Origin of the sequence: Streptomyces bungoensis (genome assembly GCF_001514215.1) — a bacterium.
Classification (GTDB): domain Bacteria; phylum Actinomycetota; class Actinomycetes; order Streptomycetales; family Streptomycetaceae; genus Streptomyces; species Streptomyces bungoensis.
The window spans coordinates 1-24,278 of the sequence record NZ_KQ948866.1; the positions used below are offsets into that span (position 1 = coordinate 1).

A 24,278-nucleotide genomic window follows, 5' to 3' on the forward strand; every position below is an offset into this window, starting at 1 on the left:
TTGCGGCGCGACGCCGCGTAGACCAGGCCCGGTGGGGCGGTTTCCTCCGCCCCACCGGGGGCACGCAGTAGTAATACCCCCGACGACCCGGGGAAAGGACATGACGCCCATGGCGGAAACGGTCACCCCCTCCGGCACCACCACCGCGACCGGTCACCTGCTGGCCTCGCTCGACCCGCTGCTGCGCGAGTGGCTGCCGAGGCAGCGCTGGTTCGCGGGCAAGGGCCGCCCGGTCACCGGCTTCACACCGGTCGCGGTCACCGAACTGCTGCCCCCCGACGGCCGCATCGGCCTGTACCACCTGCTGCTGCGCGTCCACCAGCCGCCCGTGCTGGGCGCCCCGCCGCACCCCGGCGACTGCTACCAGCTCCTGATAGGCGTGCGCGAGGCGCTGCCGCCCCGGCTGGCGCCCGCGCTCATCGGGCATGTGACGGACGGGCCGCTCGCCGGGCGCACGGTGTACGAGGCCCTGTACGACTCCCGGCCCGCCGAGGTGCTCCTGGAGGCCCTGCGCACCCGGGCGCGCGTCGGCGGGCTGCGCTTCGAGCGGGACGCCGAGCAGGAGATCCGGGAGGGTCTCGTGGCCCGGCTGATGACCGCCGAGCAGTCCAACTCGTCGATCGTCTACGGCGATACGTTCATCCTGAAGCTGCTGCGCCGGGTGGTCCCCGGGGTCAACCCCGACCTGGAGATACCCCTCGCGCTGGCCCGCGAGGGCTGCCCCCGGGTGCCCGCGCCGACGGCGTGGCTGCACGCCGACGTGGACGCCGAGTCGTACGTGCTGGCCGTCCTGCAGCCGTTCGTGAACGGGGCGAGCGACGGCTGGGAGCTGGCGCTGCGCGAACTGGCCAAGGGCGAGGACTTCGTCGCCGAGGCACGGGCGCTGGGCCGCGCCACCGCCGAGGTGCACACCGCGCTCGCCCGCGCCCTGCCCACGGTGACCCTGGGCCAGGCCCAGCTGCGGTCGCTGGTGGACGGCATGCTCGAGCGGCTGGAGGCGGCCGTGCAGGCGGTGCCGGTCCTGCGGCCCTACGAGCAGGGGCTGCGCTCGGCCTTCACGGCGCTGGACGACCTGGCCGCCGAGGGCCGCACCTGGACCGCCCAGCGCATCCACGGCGACCTGCACCTCGGCCAGTGCCTGCGCTCGCCGTCCGGCCAGTGGTCGCTGATCGACTTCGAGGGCGAGCCGTCCCGGCCGCTGGCCGAGCGGCGCATGCCGCAGCCACTGGTGCGGGACATCGCCGGGATGCTGCGCTCCTTCGACTACGCCGCCCACTCGGCGAGCCCGCCCGCGCCGGAGTGGGCGCACCGGTGCCGGGCCGCCTACTGCTCCGGGTACGCGGAGGTCGCGGGCCGCGATCCGCGCACCGACCCGGTGATGCTGCGGGCCTACGAGACCGACAAGGCCGTCTACGAGGTGGTCTACGAGGCCCGCCACCGCCCCGACTGGCTGCCGGTACCGCTCTCGGCGATCCACCGCCTCGCCACGTCCGACCCGTCCGACCCGACCTGACCTCGCCCGGGAGACCCGTCCGTGACGTCCAAGAAGTCAGCCACCGCGAAGAACAAGTCCGGCCCGAACAAGTCCGGCCAGAACAAGGCGGACAAGAACAGGGCAGACACGACCAGGGGCGAGGAGGCCCGGGCCGGCCGGACGGCCGCGCAGGAGAGCGCCCGCGCCGGGATCCCCGGTGCCCGCAGCCCGGAGCCGGCCACCCGGCCGGCCTCCCCACCGGCCGCGCAGCCGGCCGCCCCATTGCCTCCGCTGGAGGTCGCGGTCTCGCCCGCCCTCGACGCCGGTGACCGGGAGCGGCTGCTGCACGGCACCCACCACGCCCCGCACGCCGTCCTGGGCGCGCACCCGGTGCCCGGCGGCATCGCCTTCCGCGCCTTCCGCCCGTACGCGCAGTCGGTCACCGTGGTCTCCGGCGAGCTGCGCGCGCAACTGCACGACGACGGCGACGGCTTCTTCTCCGGGCTGCTCCCGCTGACCGAGGTCCCGGCCTACCGGCTGCTGGTGACCTACGACGGCACCGAGCACGAGACCGAGGACGCCCACCGCTTCCTGCCCACGCTGGGCGAGCTGGACCTGCACCTGATCGGCGAGGGCCGGCACGAGCAGCTGTGGCGGGCGCTCGGCGCGCACGTCACGACCCACCAGGGCGTGACCGGCACCCGCTTCACCGTGTGGGCGCCGAACGCGCGGGGCGTGCGGGTCGCGGGGACGTTCAACTTCTGGGACGCGGGCGCCTTCCCGATGCGCTCGCTCGGCTCGTCGGGCGTGTGGGAGCTGTTCGTGCCGGGCGTCGCAGAGGGCGAGCTGTACAAGTTCGAGATCACCCGCCCGGACGGCTCGCGCACCCTGCGCGCCGACCCGCTGGCCCGCCGTACCGAGGTCCCGCCGGCCACGTCCTCGATCGTCACCGCCTCGCACCACGAGTGGGGCGACGCGGAGTGGATGGCCCACCGTGCCGACACCCCGGTGCACGAGGCGCCGTTCTCGGTGTACGAGGTGCACCTGCCGTCCTGGCGCCCGGGCCTCGACTACCGCCGGCTGGCCGAGCAGCTGCCCGCCTACGTCAAGGAGATGGGCTTCACGCACGTGGAGCTGATGCCGGTCGCCGAGCACCCGTTCGGCGGTTCCTGGGGCTACCAGGTCACCGGCTTCTACGCGCCCACGGCCCGGCTCGGCACCCCCGACGACTTCAAGTACCTGGTGGACAAGCTGCACCAGGCGGGCATCGGGGTGCTGATGGACTGGGTGCCGGCGCACTTCCCGCGCGACGACTGGGCGCTGGCCGAGTTCGACGGCCGGCCCCTGTACGAGCACCACGACCCGCAGCGGGCCGCCCATCCCGACTGGGGCACCCTGGAGTTCGACTTCGGCCGCCCCGAGGTGCGCAACTTCCTGGTGGCCAACGCCGTGTACTGGTGCGAGGAGTTCCACATCGACGGCCTGCGCGTCGACGCGGTCGCCTCGATGCTCTACCTCGACTACTCCCGCGAACCGGGCCAGTGGACGCCGAACGAGCACGGCGGCCGGGAGAACCTGGACGCGGTGGCCTTCCTGCAGGAGATGAACGCGACCGTCTACCGGCGCTGCCCGGGCGTGGTGACCATCGCCGAGGAGTCCACCGCCTGGGACGGCGTCACCCGGCCCACCCACCTCAAGGGCCCGAGCGGCTTCGGCGGGCTCGGCTTCGGGCTCAAGTGGAACATGGGCTGGATGCACGACTCGCTGGAGTACATGAGCCACGACCCGGTGCACCGCAGCTACCACCACCACCGGATGACGTTCTCGATGGTGTACGCCTACAGCGAGAACTACGTCCTGCCGATCTCCCACGACGAGGTCGTGCACGGCAAGGGGTCGCTCGTCTCCAAGATGCCGGGCGACTGGTGGCAGCAGCGCGCCAACCTGCGCGCCTACCTGGGTTTCATGTGGGCGCATCCCGGCAAGCAACTGCTGTTCATGGGACAGGAGTTCGCCCAGGGAGCGGAGTGGTCCGAGGCGCACGGGCCCGACTGGTGGCTGCTCGACCCGTCCTACGGCGCCGAGGCCGACCACAGGGGCGTGCGGAACCTCGTGGGGGACCTCAACGCCCTCTACCGCGCGGCCCCGCCGCTGTGGCAGCGGGACACCGACCCGGCGGGCTTCCAGTGGATCACCGGGGACGCGGCGGACGACAACGTCTTCGCGTTCCTGCGCCTGGACGCCGACGGCAACCCGCTGCTCGCGGTCTCCCACCTCGCCCCGGTGGTCCGCCACGACTACCGCCTCGGCGTCCCCGAGGACGTACCGGCCTGGCACGAGTCCCTGAACACGGACGCCGCCCGCTACGGCGGCAGCGACGTCACCGCCCCCGACATCGTCAAACCCGAGCCCCAGCCCTGGCACGGCCGCCCGGCGAGCATCCGCCTCACCCTGCCCCCGCTGGCGACGGTGTGGCTGCGGCCGGCCTGACCGGCATGCCCTTCGCAGGGGGCCTGGAGCGGTTGCTCCAGGCCCCCTGCCGTCATTCCGCCCCGGCCAGGCCCGGCGGCAGCGTCCCGGTGTGCAGCACCCCGAGCCGCTGCGTCGCCCGGGTCAGCGCCACGTACAGGTCGCTCGTGCCGTAGCGGCCGGGCTCGACCACCAGGACGGAGTCGAACTCCAGGCCCTTGGACTGGCGGGGGTCGAGGAGCACGACCGCCTGGGTCAGATCGGGCTCGGCGCCGGCCGTGACGCCGTCGAGCCGCGCGGCCAGCGCGCGGTGCAGCTCGCGCGGGGCGATCACCGCCAGCCTGCCCTCGGCCGGGGCGAGTTCGGCGACCGCCCCGGCGACCGCGCCGGGCAGGTCGCCGCCCGCGTCGCGCACCCAGGGCCGCTCCCCCGTCGACCGTACCGAGCTGGGCGGCCGGAAGGACGGGTCCTCGGCGCGGACCACGGCCGCCGCCAGGTCCATGATCTCGGCCGGGGTGCGGTAGTTGACGCCCAGGCGGGTGTGCTCCCAGCGGTCCTCGACGTACGGGGCGAGGATGTCCGCCCAGGAGCCGACACCGGCCGCCTCGGCGGTCTGGGCCGGGTCGCCGACCAGGGTCATGGAGCGGGTGGGGCTGCGCCGCATCAGCAGCCGCCAGGCCATCGGGGACAGCTCCTGCGCCTCGTCCACGATGATGTGTCCGAACGCCCAGGTCCGGTCGGCCGCCGCCCGCTCGGCGGCGCTGCGGTGGTCGGCCTCCTCCTGGCGCTCGGCGAAGCGTTCGGCGTCGATGATGTCGTGCGCGGACAGCACCTCGGAGGCCTCCGGGTCGCTGTCCTCCTTGTCGTCGAACTCGTAGGTCCGGGAGGCGTACGACACGTCGAGGACGCCCTGGGCGTAGGCGACCTGGGTCTCGCGCTCGCGCTCGGCCCGGGCCCGCGCCACCCGGTCGTCCTCGCCGAGGAGTTCGGCGGCCTCGTCCAGCAGGGGCACGTCGGCGACGGTCCAGGCGCGGGTCACCGGACGGCGGATCGCGTCGGCGTCCGCCTCGGGGAGGTAGCGGTCGGGTTCGGCGAGAAAGTCGGCGACCAGCCGCCGCGGGGTGATCCGGGGCCACAGCAGGTCGATGGCGGACCACACCTCGGGGTTCTCGGCGAGCTCGTCGCGGATCTGGGTGAGGTCGGCGGGGTCGAGCAGGCTGCTGCCGTCGTAGGGGTCGGTGCCCACGCGCTCGGCGTACAGCTCGGTGAGCGTGTTGAGGATGTGGCCCTCGAAGTGCTCGCGGGCCTCGTTGTGCGGCAGCCCGGCGGCCCGCGTGCGCTCGCGGGCGACGCGTACCAGGCCGTCGTCGAGCATCAGCACCTCGCGGTCGTGCTCCACGGTGACGACCGGGTCGGGCAGCGCCTGACGGTCGCGCACGACGGCGGCCAGCACGTCGGCCATGGCGGCGCGGCCCTTGACGGCGGCCGCCTCCGGGGTGTCGGTGGCCGTCGCCCGCACCCCGGGGAACAGCTCGCCGACGGTGGCCAGCAGCACCCCGGTCTCACCGAGGGAGGGCAGCACCTCGCCGATGTAGCCGAGGAAGGCCGGGTTGGGGCCGACGATGAGGACCGCCCGGCGGGCCAGCAGCTCCCGGTACTCGTAGAGCAGGTACGCCGCCCGGTGCAGCGCCACCGCGGTCTTGCCGGTGCCGGGACCGCCCTCGACCACCAGTACGCCGCGGTGCGGTGCGCGGATGATGCGGTCCTGGTCGGCCTGGATGGTCTGCACGATGTCGGTCATCCGGCCGGTGCGCGCCGAGTTCAGCGCGGCCAGCAGCACGGCGTCGCCCGTCGGGTCCTCGTGGCCGGTGCGGGTGGCGTCGCCGAGATCGAGGATCTCGTCGTGCAGGGACGTCACGGTCCGGCCCTCGGTGGAGATGTGCCGGCGGCGGCGCAGGCCCATCGGGGTGTGCCCGGTGGCCAGGTAGAACGGGCGGGCGACGTCGGCCCGCCAGTCGACGAGGACGGGCGTGCGCTCGGCGTCGTCCTCGCGCAGCCCGATCCGGCCGATGTGGTGGCTCGCGCCGCCCGCGAGGTCGATGCGGCCGAAGCAGAGCGAGCCGTCGACGGCGTTCAGCGCGGCGAGCAGCCCCGAGCGCTCGGCGACCAGGATGTCCCGCTCCAGCCGGGCCTGCATGGGCTTGTCGCCCTGGGCGAGCGCGTCCGCGACCGAGGACTCGGCCTCGCCGCGCAGCACGTCCACGCGCGCGTACAGCCCGTCGATGAATTCCTGCTCGTGGCGCAATTCATCGTCCCGAAAGTCGATGTTTGACAATTCCACTCCCGCCCGGATATACTCTGCTCAGTAAACTTCTTCGCGACTCGGCCATCAATTCCGAGTGAAGTCGCGAATCACTGAATATACGCAGAGAAATCCCCCGGGCGCAATTCGCTCGGGGGATTTCCTGTGGGACGGGACGGATTCCCGGCCGGGTTCCCTACAGCACGTCCGCCAGTTCCTCCAGCAGGCGCCGCTTGGGCCGCGCCCCGACCATCGACCGCACCGGCTCGCCGCCGCTGAAGACCATGAGGGTCGGCGTCGACAGCACCCCGTAGGCGACCGTCGTCTCCGGATTGCGGTCCACGTCCAGCTGCACGACCTTCAGCCGGCCGCCCTCCTCGGCGGCGATGTCCTTCAGCACCGGCGCCAGCTGCCGGCACGGCCCGCACCAGTCCGCCGTGAACTGCACCAGCACCGGCAGCCCCGCGTCGATCACCTCCGCCGCGAAGTCGGCGTCCGTCGCCTCGGCCAGTCCGCTCACCTTGCTCACCGCGTCATCCCTCCCAGCTCGCACCCGGGTTCCGGACCCCCCGGAACCAGCGCCTCGGCGGCCAGCTCGTCCCGGGCCCGCTCCGCCCGCCGCAGCTGCCCCGCGACCGTCTCGCGCACCGCGGTCAGCTGGCCGATGAGCGCGTCCAGCTCGTCCAGCTTGCGCCGGTAGACCACGAGCGAGGCCGGGCACGAGTCGCCCTCCGGGTGACCGGCCCGCAGGCACTCCACGAACGGCCGCGTCTCCTCCAGGCCGAACCCGAAGTCCTGCAGCGTCCGGATCTGCTCGAGCAGCCTGAGGTCGCCCTCGTCGTAGGTCCGGTGCCCGTTGCCGTCCCGCCGCGCGGGCAGCAGCCCCCGTGCCTCGTAGTAGCGCAGGGTGCGGGTGGTGGTCCCGGCCCGCGCGGCCAGCTCGCCGATTCGCATGCCTGTGACCGTAGGCGTTGACGTGGGCGTCAAGGCAAGACCCGAGGACGACCCCGGCCTTCGCCACCCGGGTCCGGAGTGCGGGCTGTACGGTTCCGTTGCCGGCCGAGAGGGGAGCGGAGCATGGGGGAAGCGGAGCCGCGCGAGGACGGGTCGTCCGCGGAGGAACCCGGACGTGTCTCGTTCGAGGTGACCGACAAGCCGTGGGACCTGCCCGTCGACGCCGTCGTGCTGTCGGTCGGCGCGGGCCTCGGGAGGCTGGCCGTGGCGGTCCGGGGCCAGTTCCCCCAGGCGCCCTGGGACTCCGTGCCCTTCGACGAGATCACCCCGGACCGGCCCTGGCGCCTCCTCCTGCGCACCCGACGGACGCCCGGCGCGGGACCGTGGCTGGCGGTTCTGGCCACACCGCACGCGCAGGGGGGCAGCGCCCCCACACTTGACTCGATCGCGAGGGCCACGAAGACCGCGATACGGGAGGCCGCCGACGCCGGGGCCACCTCCGTAGGGGTCCCCATGCTGGCCACGGGAAGTCTCGGCCTTCCGATGAGCACGGTCGCCAGGGTGGCGGTGCCGACCGCGGTGTCCGCCTGCCGGCCTCCCCTGCGGCACCTGGTCTTCCTGGTCCAGGACGAGGAGGACGTGCCGGTCCTGACCGCCGCGCGGACGTCGGTCCCCCTGGCCGGCGGTACGTCGAGCGACTGGGTGGACCCGAACGCCGGCATTCCCCTGGCCGAAGACCACCTCGGCGTCGCGCCCTACGTGTCCATGCTCGCCGCGGTGATCAGCGACCGGACCACCCCCACCCCCCTGTCCGTGGGCGTCTTCGGCGAGTGGGGTTCCGGCAAGAGCTACTTCATGGGCCTGCTGCGCCATCAGGTGGACGAGCTGGCCGCGTCCGGCAGACCCGGCTACTGCTGCGACGTCGTGCAGATCGGGTTCAACGCCTGGCACTACGCGGACAGCAACATCTGGGCGAGTCTCGGGGATGAGATCTTCCGGCAGCTCGCCGGGCCGGGACCGACCTCGGAGGAGCGCCGCCGGCGGCTGCGCAGCGAACTGGCCGAGCGGCTGGACCAGCGCCGGGAGCACGACGCGATGACGCGGCAGGCCCGCCTGACGGCGGCGGCACTGCAGGCCGACGTGGAGGCCGCCGCCGCGGCCAGGAAGTCCCGGGTACGCGATCTGATCGAGGCACTGCGGAAGTCGCCGGAACTGGCCCGGCGGATGGACGCGCTGTGGCGAAAGCTGGGTGTCCGCGACGACGCCGAGAAGGCGAAGCTGCTCATGGGGCAGCTCCGGGGCACTCTCACGGAGGCCGACGTCCTGCGCCGCGCCCCGGTGGACCGAGCGGGACGGCTGGCCCTCGGGGCCGCCGCGTTCGCCGTGGCCGCCGGCCTGGTCCTGACCGGCTTCACACCCGAGGTCCGGGGCTGGCTCGAAGGTGCCGGCGGTGTGTTCACCGTGTTCTCCGGAGCCGCGCTGACCCGTGCCCGTGCGGGTCTGCGCACGCTGGGCTCGCTCGCGGAGGACTTACGCAGCGGCCTCGACCAGGCTGCCCAGGACCGCGCGGCACCGGAGGTCGCCGAGGCGCTCGACGCGCTCAGGCAGGCCGAAGCCGACCAGCGGGTGGCCGAGGCGCAGCTCGACGACGTCGTCTCCCACATCGGGGAGCTGGGCCGGCAGCTGACCGAACTGAGCCCGGGGCACCGGCTCTACAGCTTCCTGGCCGACCGGGCGCACGCCGACTCCTACACCGGCAACCTCGGCCTGATCTCCACGATCCGCAAGGACTTCGAGCAACTCGTCGCCCTGATGGCGGACTGGCGGGACCATCCCGAACAGGACGGCGGCGGGCACCGGCCGATCGACCGCATCGTGCTGTACATCGACGACCTGGACCGGTGCGGCCCCAGGCAGGTGGTCGAGGTGCTTCAGGCGGTGCACCTGCTGCTGGCCCTGGATCTGTTCGTCGTCGTGATCGGGGTGGACTCCCGGTGGCTGCTGCGGTCGCTGTCCAGCCACTACGCCGAGATCCTGGACGACGGCCCGAACGGTGCCCCCGCGACGGACCTCTGGCGGGTGACGCCCGAGGATTACCTGGAAAAGATCATCAACATCCCCCTCGTGCTGCCGGGCATACCGTCGGGAGGCCTGCGCCGGTTGCTGTCGTCGATCGTGGACGACGGGGCTGCCGCGACCGCCGCGCCGGCCGCGTCCACGACCCGGCGGACCTCCCCGGCACCGGCACCGGCGGGAGAGCGGGAACGCTCGCGGTTCGCGGCCGAGTCCGGCTCCGAGATCGGCGCCCAGGACGACCCGGCGTCCTGGGGCAGGCCACCGCAGCCGTTGACCGAGCGCGAACTGACCCTGCTGTCCGCGCTGGACGCACTGATCGACACGCCCCGCGAGGCGAAGCGGCTGTTCAATCTCTACCGCATGCTGCGGGCGACACGGGACCTCTCGCCGGCGTCCCGGTTCCTCGGCGAGGACGGCGAGCCCGGCGAGTACCAGGCGGTGGTCGTGCTGCTGGGACTGCTCACCGGGCACGCCAGGCTGTTCGGGCAGATACTGGACACCCCGCCCGACCCGGACGACGGCGTCACCGGCGGGCTGATGCGGCGCTCGCGGGACACCCCGTGGGAGCGGTTCGTGACGGACCTCAGGCCTCGGGGCGGGGCCAACCGCGTCGTCGGCGCGCTGCCCGAGGGTTCCGTGCCGGAATGGTCCCGGCTGTACACCGGCATGCTGCGGGTGTCGGCCGAGGTGACCCTCCACGACGTGTCGTGCTTCCAGCTGTGGGTCCCGAGGATCCGCCGTTTCTCCTACCTCCCGTCCCAGGAGTGCGCCCCTAGACGGTGACCCCCGCCGACTCCTCGACCTCCAGCAGGGAGGCGCTGTGCCGTTCCTCGTCGAACTTCCTGCGTCCGCCGCGCAGGCCGAAGAGGCGCTTGGCGAGGGCGATGTACAGGACGGCGAGGATGTTGAGGACGAGGGTGGCGATCTTCAGCCAGCTGATGTGCTCGGTGAGCTCGTAGATCTCCAGGGGGAGGAAGGCCGCGGTGGCGACCACCGTGAGGTATTCCGCCCAGCGCTTGGCGTACCAGAGGCCGACCGCCTCGACGAGTTCGATCAGGGCGTAGGCGAGGAGCAGGCCGGCGACCAGCAGCAGCGTGGAGTGCCGGTAGCCGAAGGCCTTCTGGATCGAGCCGACGACGGGTGAGTGGTCGAGGTCGTAGTGGAAGTGCCGGAAGACCGGGCGGAAGACGTTCAGGTTCTCGTCGAAGAGCCGCCGCACCGCGTCCTGGCTGTTGCTGAACCTCCACACCGCCACCGCGACCAGGACGATGAAGACGCCCCGGACCGCGCGCTCGACCGCCAGGAAGCGCAGGATGAACAGGTCGCGCAGCACCTTCCCGCGCGGCACGAGCGGCGCGTCGGCGGCCGGGCCCGAGCCGTGCGGCTCGCCCAGCACGAAGTCACCGCAGCGCAGGCAGCGCCACGCGTCCCCGAGCGCCGTCCGGGCGTGCAGCCGCAGCCGCAGCCGCGGATCGTCGGGCGCGTACGTCACGTGGCCCTTGCGCGCGCAGGTCCGCCGGTCCCAGTCCCTCTTCATCCCCCGTGCCTCCATGCAGGTACAGACGCCACGCACGAACGTGCCGTTCCGGTTCGGCCGGAACGGCACGCACGTTAGTGGATGGGAGCGCGGGTACGTCAGCGCGCTCCCGTGTCCGCCAGTTCCTTCTCCGCTTCCGCCACCTCGGGCACGGCGGCCTCGAGGCGCGGGAGCAGGAACGCCACCAGGACCGTGCCGACACCGAGGACCACCGCGCCGACCAGGCTGGTGTGGGCGACGGCGGAGGAGAAGGAGGAGCCGACGGCGTCGGCCATCTGCCGTGCCCCGGTGGCGAGTTCGGCGGCCTGCCGGTGGAGCTGCGCGGCCTGCCGGGGGTCGCCCGCCTGCGCTGCCTGCGCAGCCAGCTGGTGCGCCTTGGTGCCGATGCCCTGGGCGACGGCGTACCCGGCGCCGACCGAGTCGCGCGCGGTGTCCAGGGCGCCCGCCGGGAGCCTGCTGCCCGCCGTGGCGTCGGCGAGGTGGTCGCCGTAGGAGGTGGCGAGCAGGGAGCCGAGGATCGCGATGCCGAGCGAGCCGCCCAGTTCCAGCGAGGTGTCGTTGACCGCGCCGCCGACGCCCAGCTCGGACTCCGGGAAGGAGCCCATGATCGCGTCGGTGCAGGGCGAGAGCGCGAGACCGATGGCGAGGCCCAGGACGACGAGGGGCGCCACGAAGTCGCCGTACGTCGAGCCCGCGTCCACGCGGGTCAGCAGGGCCAGGGCGGTGGTGCCGCCGACCATGCCCGCGGTGACCGTCCACTTCATGCCGACGCGCGGGGTGAGCCGGCCGGTGAGCGCCGAGCCCACGAAGACGGCGCCGGCCAGCGGGAGCATGCGCACGCCGGTCTGCAGGGCGTCGTAGCCGAGGACGAACTGCAGGTGCTGGGTCAGGTAGTAGAAGGCGCCGAAGACGGCGAGGAAGAACAGCGCGACGGCGAGGTTGGCGCCCGCGAAGCGGCGGTCGGCGAAGCGGCGCACGTCCAGGATCGGCCGGGGGTGGCGCAGCTCCCAGGCGACGAAGGCGACGAGGCCCAGGCCGGCCACGACGGCGGCGGTGACGGCCTTGACGCCCCAGCCGAAGTGCGGGCCCTCGATGATCATGTAGACCAGCGAGCCCGTCCAGAGCACCGACAGCAGTCCGCCGACGTAGTCGACGCGGTCGTGGTGGCCGGCCTTCGACGGCGGTACGAGGACGAGGGCACCGACGGCGGCGACGGCCGCGACGGGCAGGTTGATGAGGAAGGTGGAGGACCAGCCGTGGCCGCGCAGCAGGGCGCCGGCGACGACCGGTCCGGCGGCGATGGCGAGGCCGGCGGTGGCGGTCCACAGGGTGATGGCCTTGGCGCGCTCGGCGCGCGGGAAGGTGGCGGCGAGCAGGGAGAGCGTGGCGGGCATGATCAGCGCGGCGCCGACGCCCATGACGGCGCGGGCCGTGATGACCGCCGTGGCGCTGTCGGCGAGGTAGCCGTAGACGGCGCCGCCGCCGAAGACGGCGAGGCCGAGGAGGAGTGCGCCGCGCCGGCTGTGCTTGTCGCCGATCGCGCCGAGCAGCAGCATCAGCGCCGCGTAGGGGACGGTGTAGCCGTCGATCACCCACTGCAGGTCGGCGCCGGTCAGGCCGAGGTCCTTCGTCATCGCGGGCGCGGCGACCGTGAGGGCGGTGTTCGCCATCACGATGATCAGCAGGCTCAGGCAGAGCACGAGCAGCGCCCACCAGCGCCTGGGGTAGGGGCGCTCGGTCGTGTCGACCGGTTCGGTCAGGACGAGTCGCATGGCAGGGGTCGCCTTCCTCGGTTCGCGACGGTTCTTGCACAGCACCGTGCAATTGCACAACACTGTGCAATGTACGACGCTGCACAACGCTGTGCAAGTCGAGTTGCACGGCAGTGCGCAAGACGAGGAGGAGCGGGCAGAATGGCTGCCATGACCACGGGTAACACCAGCCGCGCCGACGCCAACCGGCGTCGCATCCTCGACGTCGCTCTCGCCGAGCTGCTGCGCGACCCCGACGCCTCCATGGACCAGATCGCGCGCGCCGCGGGGGTCGTACGGCGGACGGTGTACGGCCACTTCCCCAGCCGCGAGGCGCTGGTCGGCACGCTCGTCGACGAGGCGGTGGCGGCGCTGGCGGAGGCGGACGCGGGCGCCCGGGACGGCGTGGCCGACCCGGCTGAGGCGGTGGCCCGGTCGGTGCTCGCCCTGTGGCCGATCGCCGACCGCTACCGGCTGCTGATCGCCCTGGCCCAGCGCACGGTCACCGTGCAGGGCATCCGCGAGCGGCTCGCCCCGCTGCGCGAGACCCAGGTGCGACTGCTGCGGGACGGCCTGGAGCAGGGCGTGTTCAGCTCCCCGCTGCCCGCGCCGGCGCTGGGTTTCGTGCACGAGCAGATGCTGTTCGCGGTGATGGAGGCGGTGAACGACGGGCTGCTGGCAGCCGAGGAGGCGGGCCGCTCGGCCACGGTCGCGGTCCTGAGCGCGGCGGGTGTGCCCGTCACCCTGGCCACCGAGCTGGTGGCCGAGGTGAGTGCGCGGACGTGAGAGAGCCGGGCGACCGGGCATCGGGGGATGCTCGGCCGCCCGGCGGCGGTGGCCGGACGCCCGGCCCCGGTTCAGGCGGGGCCGGGCGTCCGGAGCGGGAAGGGGACGGCCTCGGGATCAGGCCTTGGCCAGTTCCTTCTCGCCCTCCTCGCGCGGGCCGGGCAGACCGGGGCCGCCGTGGCCGTCCGCGTCGTCCAGCAGCGTGGTCTCGTCGAAGGGCAGGTGCCCGTCCAGGACCAGCGCCACCCGGGCCTTGTCGATCTCCTTGGTCCACGAGCCGATCAGCACGGTGGCCACCGCGTTGCCCGCGAAGTTGGTCAGGGCGCGGGCCTCGCTCATGAAGCGGTCGATGCCGACGATCAGGCCGACGCCGTCGACCAGGGCGGGCCGGTGCGACTGGAGGGCGCCGGCCAGGGTGGCGAGACCGGCGCCGGAGACGCCCGCGGCACCCTTGGAGGCGACCATCATGAACAGCAGCAGGGTGATCTGCTCGCCCAGGTGCAGCGGCTGCCCCAGGGCGTCGGCGATGAACAGGGACGCCATGGTCAGGTAGATCATGGTGCCGTCGAGGTTGAAGGAGTAGCCGGTCGGCACGGTGATGCCGACGACCGGGCGGCTCACGCCCAGGTGCTCCATCTTGGCGATCAGGCGGGGCAGCGCGGTGTCGGACGACGAGGTCGACAGGATGAGCAGGAACTCGCGGCCCAGGTAGCGCAGCAGCTTCAGCAGGTTGACCTTGGCGACGAACCACAGCATCGGGCCGAGCACCAGACCGACGAAGAGCACGCAGGTGATGTAGAAGGCGAGCATGATCGTGCCGAGGGCCTTCAGCGCGTCCACGCCGGTCTCGCCGACGACGGCCGCGATGGCGCCGAACGCGCCCACCGGCGCCGCCCACATGATCATCGTCAGCACCCGGAAGACCAGCTTCTGGATGTGGCCGATGCCCCGCAGGATCGGCTCGCCGGACGAGCCCATCGCCTGCACCGCGAAGCCGACCAGCAGCGCGACGAGCAGCGTCTGCAGCACCACGCCACCGGTGAAGGCGGACACGAACGTGGTCGGGATGATGCTCAGGGCGAAGTCGACGAGACCCTCGCTGGCGGTCGCGGCCTGGGTGTGGCCGGCCTGCTTGGCCGCCTCGCTGAGGTGCATGCCCGACCCGGGATGCAGCACGTTGCCGACCACCAGACCGATGGCGAGCGCCACGAACGACATGCCGATGAAGTAGGTGAGCGCGAGGCCGCCGAGCTTGCCGACCTTCGCGGCGCTGCGGATCGAACCGACACCGGTGACGATGGTGCAGAAGATCACCGGCGTGATCATCATCTTGATCAGGTTCACGAAGCCCGTGCCGAGCGGCTTGAGCTGCTGGGCGAAGTCCGGCGCGGCGAACCCGACCGCGATGCCGAGGGCGACCGCGATGATCACCGCGATGTAGAGGAAATGGGTGCGGTCCCGCTTGGCTCGGGGTGCGGCTGGTGCCGTATCGGCTGCGCTGCTCACGGCGGCCCTCCTTGACGACGACGTCGGTGATCACCGGCGTGCGGCTCACGTCCGGGATTTCGGGGATGCGGTGACTATCTCCCGCCCTGTGAGGCCGGTCACCCTTCCGTTCATTTAGTTCACGCCAGAACGGAGAGGCAGACTTGCGGCATGCGTCTGACCGTCCTCCCGCGACCTCGCAGCCTGGCGGGCCAGCTGTTCGCCATGCAGGCCGTGCTGCTCGCGCTCGTCGTGGCCGGATACGCACTGTTCACCTTCGTCAGCGACCGCGACCAGGCCGTGGGCGCGGCCCGCCGGCAGGCCACGGCGGTGGCCCGCTCGATCGCCGACTCGCCGTCGGTACGCGCCGCGATCCACACCGCGCGCCCCTCGGCGACGCTCCAGCCGTACGCGCTGAAGGTGCAGCGGGACACCGGGGTCGACTTCGTCACGATCATGACCCCTGAGGGCATCCGCTGGACCCACCCGAGCCCGCAGGAGATCGGCAAGCGGTTCATCGGCACCATCGCCCCCGCCCAGCGGGGGCGGACCTTCACCGAGACCTACACCGGCACGCTCGGCCCGTCCGTGCGCGCGGTCACGCCCGTCGAGGAGCACGGGCACGTCATCGGCCTGGTCAGCGCCGGCATCAAGGTGGAGGCGATAAGCCAGCGGATCCAGCAGCAGGTCACGGCCCTGTTCGGGGTCGCGGCCGGCATCCTCGCGCTCGGCGCCGTCGCCACGTACGTGCTCAACGCCCGGCTGCGCCGGCACACCCACGGGATGAACGCCGCCGAGCTCAGCCGCATGCACGACTACCACCAGGCCGCGCTGCACGCGGTGCGTGAGGGGCTGCTGATGCTGGACGCGCAGTACCGGGTGGCGCTGATCAACGACGGCGGCCGGGAACTGCTGGGCGTGGCCGGTGCGGCCGGCGAGGCGGACCTGGTGGGCAGGTCGGTGGCGGACCTGGGCCTGCCGGCCCCGCTGACGGGCGCGCTGCTGTCGTCGGAGCCGCGCGTGGACGAGGTGCACCTGACGGCGTCGCGGGTGCTGGTGGTGAACACCTCCCCGGTCTCCGGCGGGCAGCGCCGGGGCACGGTGGTGACGCTGCGGGACGTCACCGAGCTGCAGTCCCTCATGGGTGAGCTGGACTCCGAGCGGGGCTTCAGCCAGGCCCTGCGCTCGCAGGCGCACGAGGCCGCGAACCGGCTGCACACCGTGGTCTCGCTGATCGAGCTGGGCCGGGCCGAGGAGGCGGTGGAGTTCGCCACGGCGGAACTGGAGCTGGCGCAGGCCCTGACCGACCAGGTGGTGACGGCGGTCGGCGAGCCGGTGCTGGCCGCCCTGCTGCTCGGCAAGACGGCGCAGGCGAACGAGCGGGGCGTGGAGCTGGTCGTGTCCGAGGACAGCCGGCTGGACGACGGCGTGCTCCCGGCCGGGCTGTCGGCCCGGGACCTGGTGACGATCCTCGGCAACCTGATCGACAACGCGGTGGACGCCGCGCAGGGCAGCGCGGGGGCGCGGGTGACCGTGACGGCGTACACCGGTGGCGCCGAACTGGTGCTGGGCGTGTCGGACACCGGACCCGGTGTCGACCCCGCCCACGCCGACCTGGTATTCCAGCGGGGGTTCTCCACTAAGCCGGCCGGCCCCGGCGGGCGGGGCCTGGGCCTGGCCCTGGTCCGTCAGGCGGTGACCCGGCTGGAGGGGACGTTGACGGTGGCCGAGGCCGAGGAGGGCGGAGCGGTGTTCGAGGTGCGGCTGCCGTTGCGCACGGCGGTGGGTGGCGGCGGATGACGCAGGAGCAGCGGGCCATCCGGGTGCTGGTGGTGGAGGACGACCCGGTGGCCGCCGACGCGCACGTGATGTACGTCGGCCGGGTGCCGGGATTCGTCGCGGTGGGCAAGGCGCACACCGGGGCGGAGGCACGGCGGATCCTGGACCGCACGCCAGTGGACCTGCTGCTGCTGGACCTGCACCTGCCCGACGTGCACGGGCTGCAGCTCGCCCGGTCGCTGCGGGCCGCGGGGCACCACGCGGACGTGATAGCGGTGACGTCGGCCCGGGACCTGGCGGTCGTCCGGGAAGGGGTCTCCCTCGGGGTCGTCCAGTACGTGCTCAAGCCGTTCACGTTCGCGACCCTGCGGGACCGGCTGGTGCGCTACGCCGAGTTCCACGCGGCCGTGGGCGAGGCGAGCGGCCAGGACGAGGTCGACCGGGCCCTGGCCGTCCTGCGGGCCCCCTCCCCCGCCGCGCTGCCCAAGGGCCTGAGCGGACCCACCCTGGAGCGGGTCACCGGGGCGCTGCGCGAGGCCTCGGAGGGCGTCACGGCGACGGGCGTCGCGGAGACCGTGGGCATCTCCCGGATCACCGCGCGACGGTACCTGGAGCACCTGGTCGAGGCGGGCCGGGCGGCGCGCAAGCCGTTGTACGGGCAGGTGGGGCGGCCGGAGCTGGTGTACCGGTGGGTGCGGGGCGACGCGGGCCGCTGAGCGGGCCGACGGAGGAACGAACGACCGGAACCGCGCGCGCCGTGCGTTCCTACAACCGGTGATCCTGTCGAAACGGACCGTAGCCACCGCCGGGCGGCGCCCCTAGCTTGTGCCGGGTGCGCCAAGCCCCCGCCCCGCTCCCGTTCGACGCCCGGGCCGCCCGCAGGCTGCGTGCCGCGCTCGGCATGGGCCCCGAGCACGTCGCCCACGGCATCCGCGCCTCGTACGGGCTGCCGTACGTCACGCCTGACCTCGTCGTCGCCTGGGAGCGCGGGGCCGCCCGTCCCGGGGACGCCGAGCTCACCGCCCTCGCGGGCGTGCTGTGGTGTTCGCCCGGCGACCTCATCGGCCGGCCCCGGACCCTGCGCGAGCACCGCATCGCCCGCGCCGTCGCGCCGCAGGACGTGGCCCGCGCGGTCGGCATGGACCTGCGCGCGTACCTGCGGGCGGAGGAGAGCGGGCAGTGGCGCGGCACCGAGCGGCAGGCGGCCGGGCTGGCCCGGGTGCTGGACCTCGCTCTGCCGGACCTCGTGGCCGTCACGGGCCGCGAGGAGCGGCTCGCCGGGCTGCTGCACAGCGCGGTGACCACCCGCTGGCAGGCGTACGTACGCCCGGTGGCGAGGCTCACGGGCCTCGACCGGGGCGTCCTGGCGGGCGCCCTGCGGGGACTGCACGAGGACTACCAGGGCCACATGGCCGCCACCCTCGGCTGGGGTGGCGGCGGCAGCGGCGCGAGCGAGTCCGGGAAGGCGTTCCTCGACCGGATCGTCGAGAACTTCTGGACGGCGGTCGGGGCCGGGGCCGGTCAGTAGACCGACTCGGCCTCGATCATCCGGTCCTTGGGCACCGTCTTCAGCTCGGTGACCGCCTCGGCGAGCGGCACCATGACGATGTCGTTGCCGCGCAGCGCCGTCATCCTGCCGAAGTCGCCGCGATGGGCGGCCTCGATCGCGTGCCAGCCGAAGCGGGTGGCGAGGACGCGGTCGTAGGCGGTGGGGACGCCGCCGCGCTGGACGTGGCCGAGGATGACCGGCTTGGCCTCCTTGCCCAGGCGCCGCTCCAGCTCGTAGGCCAGCGCGGTGCCGATGCCCTGGAAGCGCTCGTGGCCGTACTGGTCGATCTCGCCCTTGCCGTAGTCCATGGTGCCCTCGGTGGGGTGGGCGCCCTCGGCGACGCAGATGACCGCGAACTTCTTGCCGCGGGCGAACCGCTCCTCGACCATCTTGACCAGGTCGGCGGGGTCGAAGGGGCGCTCGGGCAGGCAGATGCCGTGGGCGCCGGCGGCCATGCCGGACTCCAGGGCGATCCAGCCGGCGTGCCGGCCCATGACCTCCACGACCATCACCCGCTGGTGGGACTCGGCGGTGGTCTTCAGGCGGTCCATCGCCTCGGTGGCGACGCCGACGGCGGTGTCGAAGCCGAAGGTCCGGTCGGTGCTGGAGATGTCGTTGTCGATCGTCTTGGGGACCCCGACGACCGGCAGACCGGCGTCGGAGAGCATGCGGGCCGCGGTCAGTGTGCCCTCGCCACCGATCGGGATCAGGACGTCGATGCCGAACTCCTCGGCCATGTCGGTGGCCCGCTCGCAGGCCTCGCGCAGCCGGTCGCGCTCCAGGCGGGAGGAGCCGAGGATCGTGCCGCCCCGGGCCAGGATGCCGCTGACCCCGTCCAGGTCGAGGGTCCGGTAGTGGCGGTCGAGCAGACCCCGGTAACCGTCCTCGAAGCCGATGACCTCGTCGCCGTACTGCGCCACCGCCCGGTGCACGACCGAACGGATCACGGCGTTCAGGCCGGGGCAGTCGCCGCCTGCGGTGAGAACTCCGATGCGCATCGTGCTGTGTCTCCTGCTCGCTGTCGGTGCCGGTGAGCCGATGTCGATTCTTTCACGTCCGCCAGTGGGGTGACGCCCTGACGGGCGCCTTATCCGGCACGCGGGGTATTGTCAAGAGGGATCTGCTCACCTTGGTGGGCGATTTTTATGCCGACGGCAGCCGCACCCGACATGAGGAACGGAGTCGACACGTGACGCGCAGCGTGTACGTGACCGGGATCGACCGCGGCGACGGCCGCCAGGTCGTGGAGCTGGGGTTCATGGAGCTCCTGACCCGGCAGGTCGACCGGGTGGGGGTCTTCCGCCCACTCGTCCACGACGGCCCCGATCGCCTGTTCGAGCTGTTGCGGGCGCGGTACCGCCTCGCGCAGGACCCGGCGACCGTCTACGGCATGGACTACCAGGAGGCGTCCGCCCTCCAGGCCGACCAGGGTACGGACGAGCTGGTCTCGACGCTCGTCGACCGCTTCCACCTGGTGGCCCGGGACTACGACGTCGTACTCGTCCTCGGCACCGACTTCGCCGCCACCCAGCTGCCGGACGAGCTGGCGCTGAACGCCCGCCTCGCCAACGAGTTCGGCGCCTCCGTGATCCCGGTGGTGGGCGGCCGCAAGCAGACGGCGGAGTCCGTGCTCGCCGAGACCCGCAACGCCTACCGCGCCTACGACTCACTCGGCTGCGACGTGCTGGCCGTGGTCACCAACCGGGTGGCCCGCGAGGAGCGCGACGAGATCGCCGCGCGGCTCGAGGGCCGCATGCCGGTGCCCTGCTACGTCGTTCCCGACGAGCCCGCGCTGTCCGCGCCCACGGTCTCCCAGATAGCCCAGGCCCTCGACGCGAAGGTGCTGCTCGGCGACGACTCGGGACTGGCCCGCGACGCCCTGGACTTCGTCTTCGGCGGCGCGACGCTGCCGAACTTCCTGGCCGCCCTGACCCCGGGCTGCCTGGTGGTGACCCCGGGCGACCGCGCCGACCTGGTCGTGGGCGCGCTGGCCGCGCACAGCGCCGGCACCCCGCCGATCGCCGGGGTGCTGCTGACCCTGGACGAGGTGCCGCGCGAGGAGATCCTCGCCCTGTCCGCCCGCCTCGCCCCGGGCACCCCGGTGATCTCGGTGTCCGGCAACAGCTTCCCGACCGCCGAGCAGCTGTTCTCCCTGGAGGGCAAGCTGAACGCGGCCACCCCGCGCAAGGCGGAGACCGCGCTCGGCCTGTTCGAGCGGTACGCCGACACCGCGGAACTGGCCCGCCGGGTCTCGGCGCCGAGCAGCGACCGGGTCACCCCGATGATGTTCGAGCACAAGCTGCTGGAGCAGGCCCGCTCCGACCGGCGCCGGGTGGTGCTGCCGGAGGGCACCGAGGAGCGCGTGCTGCACGCGGCCGAGGTGCTGCTGCGCCGGGGCGTGTGCGACCTGACGCTGCTGGGCCCGGTCGACCAGATCCGCAAGAAGGCCGCCGACCTGGGCCTCGACCTCGGCGACAGTCAGTTGATCGACCCGGCCACCTCCGAGCTGCGCGACGCCTTCGCCGAGCTGTACGCCCTGCTGCGCGCCCACCGGGGCGTGACGGTGGAGCTGGCGTACGACGTGGTGAGCGACGTGAACTACTTCGGCACGCTCATGGTCCAGGAGGGCCTGGCCGACGGCATGGTGTCCGGCTCGGTGCACTCCACGGCGGCCACCATCCGGCCCGCCTTCGAGATCATCAAGACGCGGCCGGACGCGTCCATCGTCTCCTCGGTCTTCTTCATGTGCCTGGCCGACAAGGTGCTGGTCTACGGCGACTGCGCGGTCAACCCGGACCCCGACGCGCGGCAGCTCGCGGACATCGCCGTGCAGTCGGCGGTCACGGCGGCCCGGTTCGGCGTGGAGCCGCGGATCGCGATGCTGTCGTACTCCACGGGGACGTCCGGCTCGGGCGCCGACGTGGACAAGGTGCGCGAGGCCACCGAGCTGGTGCGTGAGCGGCGCCCCGACCTGAAGATCGAGGGGCCGATCCAGTACGACGCGGCCGTGGAGCCGTCCGTCGCCGCCACCAAGCTGCCCGGCTCGGAGGTGGCCGGACAGGCCACCGTGCTGATCTTCCCGGACCTCAACACCGGCAACAACACCTACAAGGCCGTGCAGCGCTCGGCCGGCGCGATCGCCGTCGGCCCGGTCCTGCAGGGCCTGCGCAAGCCGGTCAACGACCTGTCCCGCGGCGCGCTCGTCCAGGACATCGTCAACACCGTCGCCATCACGGCGATCCAGGCCCAGCACCCGAGCGAGAAGGCGTCCGAGCAGTGACCTCCCCCACCCGAGTCCTCGTCCTCAACTCCGGCTCCTCCTCGCTGAAGTACCAGCTGCTGGACATGCGGCACGACAGGCGGCTGGCGGTGGGCCTGGTCGAGCGCATCGGCGAGCAGACCTCCCGCCTGGAGCACACCTGCGTCACCAGCGGCGACACCCGCGAGCAGGACGGGCCGATCGCCGACCACGACGCTGCGCTGAAGGCGGTCGCCGAGGAGCTGTCCCGGGACGGCGTGGGCCTGGACTCCCCGGACCTGGCCGCGATCGGGCACCGGGTGGTGCACGGCGGCATGTTCTTCACCGAGCCGACCGTCATCGACGACGCCGTGCTCACCGAGATCGAGCGGCTGATCCCGGTCGCGCCGCTGCACAACCCGGCCAACCTCACCGGCATCCGCACCGCGCGGAGCCTGCGCCCCGACCTGCCCCAGGTGGCCGTGTTCGACACCGCCTTCCACACGACCATGCCGGAGTCGGCGGCGCGCTACGCGCTCGACCCCCGGATCGCCGACCGGTACCGGATCCGCCGCTACGGCTTCCACGGCACCTCCCACGCGTACGTCTCCCGGGAGACCGCGCGGCTGCTGGGCAGGGACCCGGCGGACGTGAACGTCATCGTGCTGCACCTGGGCAACGGCGCCTCGGCCTCCGCGGTCCGCGGGGGCCGGTGCGTGGACACCTCCATGGGGCTGACGCCCTTGGAGGGGCTGGTGATGGGTACGCGATCCGGTGATCTGGATCCGGCGGTCATCTTCCATTTGGAGCGTGTTGGCGGAATGTCCATGGACGAGATCGACACTCTTCTCAACAAGAGGAGCGGGTTGTTCGGTCTGTGCGGGGACAATGACATGCGGGAGATCCGCCGCCGGATCGACGAGGGCGACGAAGCGGCCGCACTCGCCTTCGACATTTACATTCACCGGCTCAGGAAGTACATCGGCGCCTATTGCGCGGTGCTCGGCCGGGTGGACGCGGTCGCGTTCACGGCCGGCGTCGGGGAGAACGCGGCGGCGGTGCGGGAGGCCGCGATCGCGGGCCTGGAGAGCATGGGCCTGGCGGTCGACGCCGGGCTGAACGCCGTCCGGAGCCGGGAGGCGCGGCTGATCTCGCCCGCCTCCGCGCGGGTCGCGGTAGCGGTGGTGCCGACGGACGAGGAACTGGAGATCGCCACGCAGACGTACGCACTGGTGGGAACCGGCGGGAAAGAAGAGCTGGGCAATACATCGGAGTAACACGCCTGAGCGCGCGTCCGCCCATTTGTATCTTCCGCCAGACGGAATATTCCGCAGCGAAACAAACCGATAGGATCGCCCCATGCGCCGTTCGAAAATCGTCTGTACTCTCGGCCCCGCGGTCGACTCCCACGAAAAGCTCGTCGCCATGATCGAGGCGGGCATGAACGTGGCCCGCTTCAACTTCAGCCACGGCTCCCACGCCGAGCACCAGTCGCGGTACGACCGCGTCCGGGCCGCCGCCAAGGAGACCGGCCGGCCCATCGGCGTCCTCGCCGACCTGCAGGGCCCGAAGATCCGCCTGGAGACCTTCGCCGAGGGCCCGGTCGAGCTGGAGCGCGGTGACGAGTTCGTCATCACGACCGAGGACGTGCCGGGTGACAAGCAGATCTGCGGCACGACGTACAAGGGCCTGCCGGGCGACGTCTCGCGCGGCGACCAGATCCTGATCAACGACGGCAACGTCGAGCTGAAGGTCGTGGACGTCGAGGGCCCGCGGGTGAAGACGATCGTCATCGAGGGCGGCGTCGTCTCCGACCACAAGGGCATCAACCTGCCCGGTGCGGCCGTCAACGTGCCCGCGCTGTCCGAGAAGGACGTGGAGGACCTGCGGTTCGCGCTGCGCATGGGCTGCGACATGGTCGCGCTGTCCTTCGTCCGGGACGCCAAGGACGTCGCCGACGTGCACCGCGTGATGGACGAGGAGGGCCGCCGGGTCCCGGTCATCGCCAAGGTGGAGAAGCCGCAGGCGGTGGAGAACATGGAGGACGTCGTCGCGGCGTTCGACGCCGTGATGGTGGCCCGGGGCGACCTCGCCGTCGAGTACCCGCTCGAGAAGGTCCCCATGGTGCAGAAGCGCCTGATCGAGCTGTGCCGGCGCAACGCCAAGCCGGTGATCGTGGCGACCCAGATGATGGAGTCGATGATCACCAACTCCCGGCCGACCCGCGCCGAGGCCTCCGACGTGGCCAACGCGATCCTGGACGGCGCCGACGCGGTCATGCTGTCCGCCGAGTCCTCCGTGGGCGCCTACCCGGTCGAGACGGTCAAGACCATGTCGAAGATCGTCACGGCGGCCGAGCAGGAGCTGCTCTCCAAGGGCCTGCAGCCGCTCGTGCCCGGCAAGAAGCCGCGCACCCAGGGCGGTTCGGTGGCCCGTGCGGCCTGCGAGATCGCCGACTTCCTCGGCGGCAAGGGCCTGATCGCCTTCACCAAGTCCGGCGACACCGCCCGCCGCCTGTCCCGCTACCGCGCGGCGCAGCCGATCCTCGCCTTCACCACCGACGAGGCCAGCCGCAACCAGCTGACCCTCAGCTGGGGCGTGGAGCCGCACGTCGTCCCGTTCGTGAACAGCACCGACGAGATGGTCGACCTGGTCGACCAGGAGGTCGTCAAGCTGGGCCGCTTCAACCCCGGCGACATCGTCATCATCACCGCCGGCTCGCCCCCCGGCGTCCCCGGCACCACCAACATGGTCCGCGTCCACCACCTGGGCGAGACGGGCTGACGCCGGCCCGAGGGCACCGCGCAAGGCCGTGGCCCGGCTCTCCCGCCAGGGGAGGGCCGGGCCACGGTGTTGCGGCTCCCGGAAGGGCTTGTGC

17 protein-coding genes are annotated in these 24,278 nt (G+C 72.6%); 10 read left to right on the forward strand and 7 right to left on the reverse strand.

Features of this window, described 5'->3' with window-relative positions; translation table 11 throughout:
• The first annotated feature begins 109 nt into the window (after window positions 1-109).
• Window positions 110-1,513 (forward strand): maltokinase N-terminal cap-like domain-containing protein, encoded by a 1,404-nt coding sequence (locus tag AQJ66_RS26350; protein ID WP_208611464.1) that lies wholly within the window; start codon window positions 110-112, stop codon window positions 1,511-1,513.
• A 243-nt stretch (window positions 1,514-1,756) separates the two neighbouring features.
• Window positions 1,757-3,964 (forward strand): 1,4-alpha-glucan branching enzyme, encoded by a 2,208-nt coding sequence (gene glgB / locus AQJ66_RS26355; protein ID WP_061927316.1) that lies wholly within the window; start codon window positions 1,757-1,759, stop codon window positions 3,962-3,964.
• A 52-nt stretch (window positions 3,965-4,016) separates the two neighbouring features.
• Here the strand turns inward: glgB and AQJ66_RS26360 are convergent, their stop codons facing one another.
• The 3 genes from AQJ66_RS26360 to AQJ66_RS26370 form a co-directional block, all read right to left on the reverse strand.
• Window positions 4,017-6,248: a HelD family protein gene (locus AQJ66_RS26360; protein WP_208611465.1), complete on the reverse strand. Its 2,232-nt coding sequence runs from the start codon at window positions 6,246-6,248 to the stop codon at window positions 4,017-4,019.
• A 193-nt stretch (window positions 6,249-6,441) separates the two neighbouring features.
• Window positions 6,442-6,774: a thioredoxin family protein gene (locus AQJ66_RS26365; protein ID WP_061927022.1), complete on the reverse strand. Its 333-nt coding sequence runs from the start codon at window positions 6,772-6,774 to the stop codon at window positions 6,442-6,444.
• Window positions 6,771-7,199, reverse strand: a complete 429-nt coding sequence (locus AQJ66_RS26370) for a MerR family transcriptional regulator (protein WP_061927024.1) — start codon at window positions 7,197-7,199, stop codon at window positions 6,771-6,773. The genes AQJ66_RS26365 and AQJ66_RS26370 overlap by 4 nt, the downstream gene beginning before the upstream one ends.
• Before the next feature lie 123 nt (window positions 7,200-7,322).
• Here AQJ66_RS26370 and AQJ66_RS26375 point away from each other — a divergent pair, with 123 nt between their 5' ends.
• On the forward strand, window positions 7,323-10,058 hold the full coding sequence (locus tag AQJ66_RS26375; protein WP_061927026.1) for a P-loop NTPase fold protein: 2,736 nt from the start codon (window positions 7,323-7,325) through the stop codon (window positions 10,056-10,058).
• Here the strand turns inward: AQJ66_RS26375 and AQJ66_RS26380 are convergent.
• A complete protein-coding gene (locus AQJ66_RS26380) occupies window positions 10,048-10,812 on the reverse strand; it encodes a DUF2127 domain-containing protein (RefSeq protein ID WP_061927028.1) in 765 nt (254 codons plus the stop codon). The genes AQJ66_RS26375 and AQJ66_RS26380 overlap by 11 nt on opposite strands.
• A 98-nt stretch (window positions 10,813-10,910) precedes the next feature.
• Window positions 10,911-12,584, reverse strand: a complete 1,674-nt coding sequence (locus AQJ66_RS26385) for an MFS transporter (RefSeq protein WP_061927030.1) — start codon at window positions 12,582-12,584, stop codon at window positions 10,911-10,913.
• A 141-nt stretch (window positions 12,585-12,725) separates the two neighbouring features.
• Between AQJ66_RS26385 and AQJ66_RS26390 the strand changes: the two genes are divergently transcribed.
• The gene (locus AQJ66_RS26390; protein WP_061927032.1) at window positions 12,726-13,349 is read left to right on the forward strand and encodes a TetR/AcrR family transcriptional regulator; all 624 of its coding nucleotides are present in this window, start codon (window positions 12,726-12,728) and stop codon (window positions 13,347-13,349) included.
• A 117-nt stretch (window positions 13,350-13,466) separates the two neighbouring features.
• On the opposite strand, the gene AQJ66_RS26395 is transcribed toward AQJ66_RS26390, so the two are convergent.
• A complete protein-coding gene (locus AQJ66_RS26395; RefSeq protein WP_061927034.1) occupies window positions 13,467-14,855 on the reverse strand; it encodes a cation:dicarboxylate symporter family transporter in 1,389 nt (462 codons plus the stop codon).
• Window positions 14,856-15,005: 150 nt separating this feature from the next.
• On the opposite strand from AQJ66_RS26395, the gene AQJ66_RS26400 reads away from it, so the two are divergent.
• The 3 genes from AQJ66_RS26400 (at window position 15,006) to AQJ66_RS26410 (ending at window position 18,141) form a co-directional block, all read left to right on the forward strand.
• Window positions 15,006-16,634 carry a sensor histidine kinase gene (locus tag AQJ66_RS26400; RefSeq protein WP_061927036.1) on the forward strand — a complete coding sequence of 543 codons (1,629 nt, stop codon included), beginning with the start codon at window positions 15,006-15,008 and terminating at the stop codon, window positions 16,632-16,634.
• Complete coding sequence (locus AQJ66_RS26405; RefSeq protein WP_061927038.1) at window positions 16,631-17,329, forward strand: response regulator; 699 nt, start codon at window positions 16,631-16,633, stop codon at window positions 17,327-17,329. Before AQJ66_RS26400 ends, AQJ66_RS26405 begins: the two co-directional genes overlap by 4 nt.
• Window positions 17,330-17,436: 107 nt before the next feature.
• Window positions 17,437-18,141: a helix-turn-helix domain-containing protein gene (locus tag AQJ66_RS26410; RefSeq protein ID WP_061927040.1), complete on the forward strand. Its 705-nt coding sequence runs from the start codon at window positions 17,437-17,439 to the stop codon at window positions 18,139-18,141.
• Here the strand turns inward: AQJ66_RS26410 and AQJ66_RS26415 are convergent.
• A complete protein-coding gene (locus AQJ66_RS26415) occupies window positions 18,135-19,160 on the reverse strand; it encodes an ATP-dependent 6-phosphofructokinase (protein WP_061927041.1) in 1,026 nt (341 codons plus the stop codon). The genes AQJ66_RS26410 and AQJ66_RS26415 overlap by 7 nt on opposite strands.
• Window positions 19,161-19,351: 191 nt before the next feature.
• Here AQJ66_RS26415 and pta point away from each other — a divergent pair, with 191 nt between their 5' ends.
• The 3 genes from pta (at window position 19,352) to pyk (ending at window position 24,184) form a co-directional block, all read left to right on the forward strand.
• Entirely contained in the window at window positions 19,352-21,442 is a 2,091-nt protein-coding gene (pta, locus tag AQJ66_RS26420; RefSeq protein ID WP_061927043.1) for a phosphate acetyltransferase, read from the forward strand.
• Window positions 21,439-22,677: an acetate kinase gene (locus AQJ66_RS26425; protein WP_061927045.1), complete on the forward strand. Its 1,239-nt coding sequence runs from the start codon at window positions 21,439-21,441 to the stop codon at window positions 22,675-22,677. Before pta ends, AQJ66_RS26425 begins: the two co-directional genes overlap by 4 nt.
• A gap of 82 nt (window positions 22,678-22,759) precedes the next feature.
• Window positions 22,760-24,184, forward strand: a complete 1,425-nt coding sequence (pyk, locus tag AQJ66_RS26430) for a pyruvate kinase (RefSeq protein ID WP_061927047.1) — start codon at window positions 22,760-22,762, stop codon at window positions 24,182-24,184.
• The last annotated feature ends 94 nt before the right edge of the window (window positions 24,185-24,278 follow it).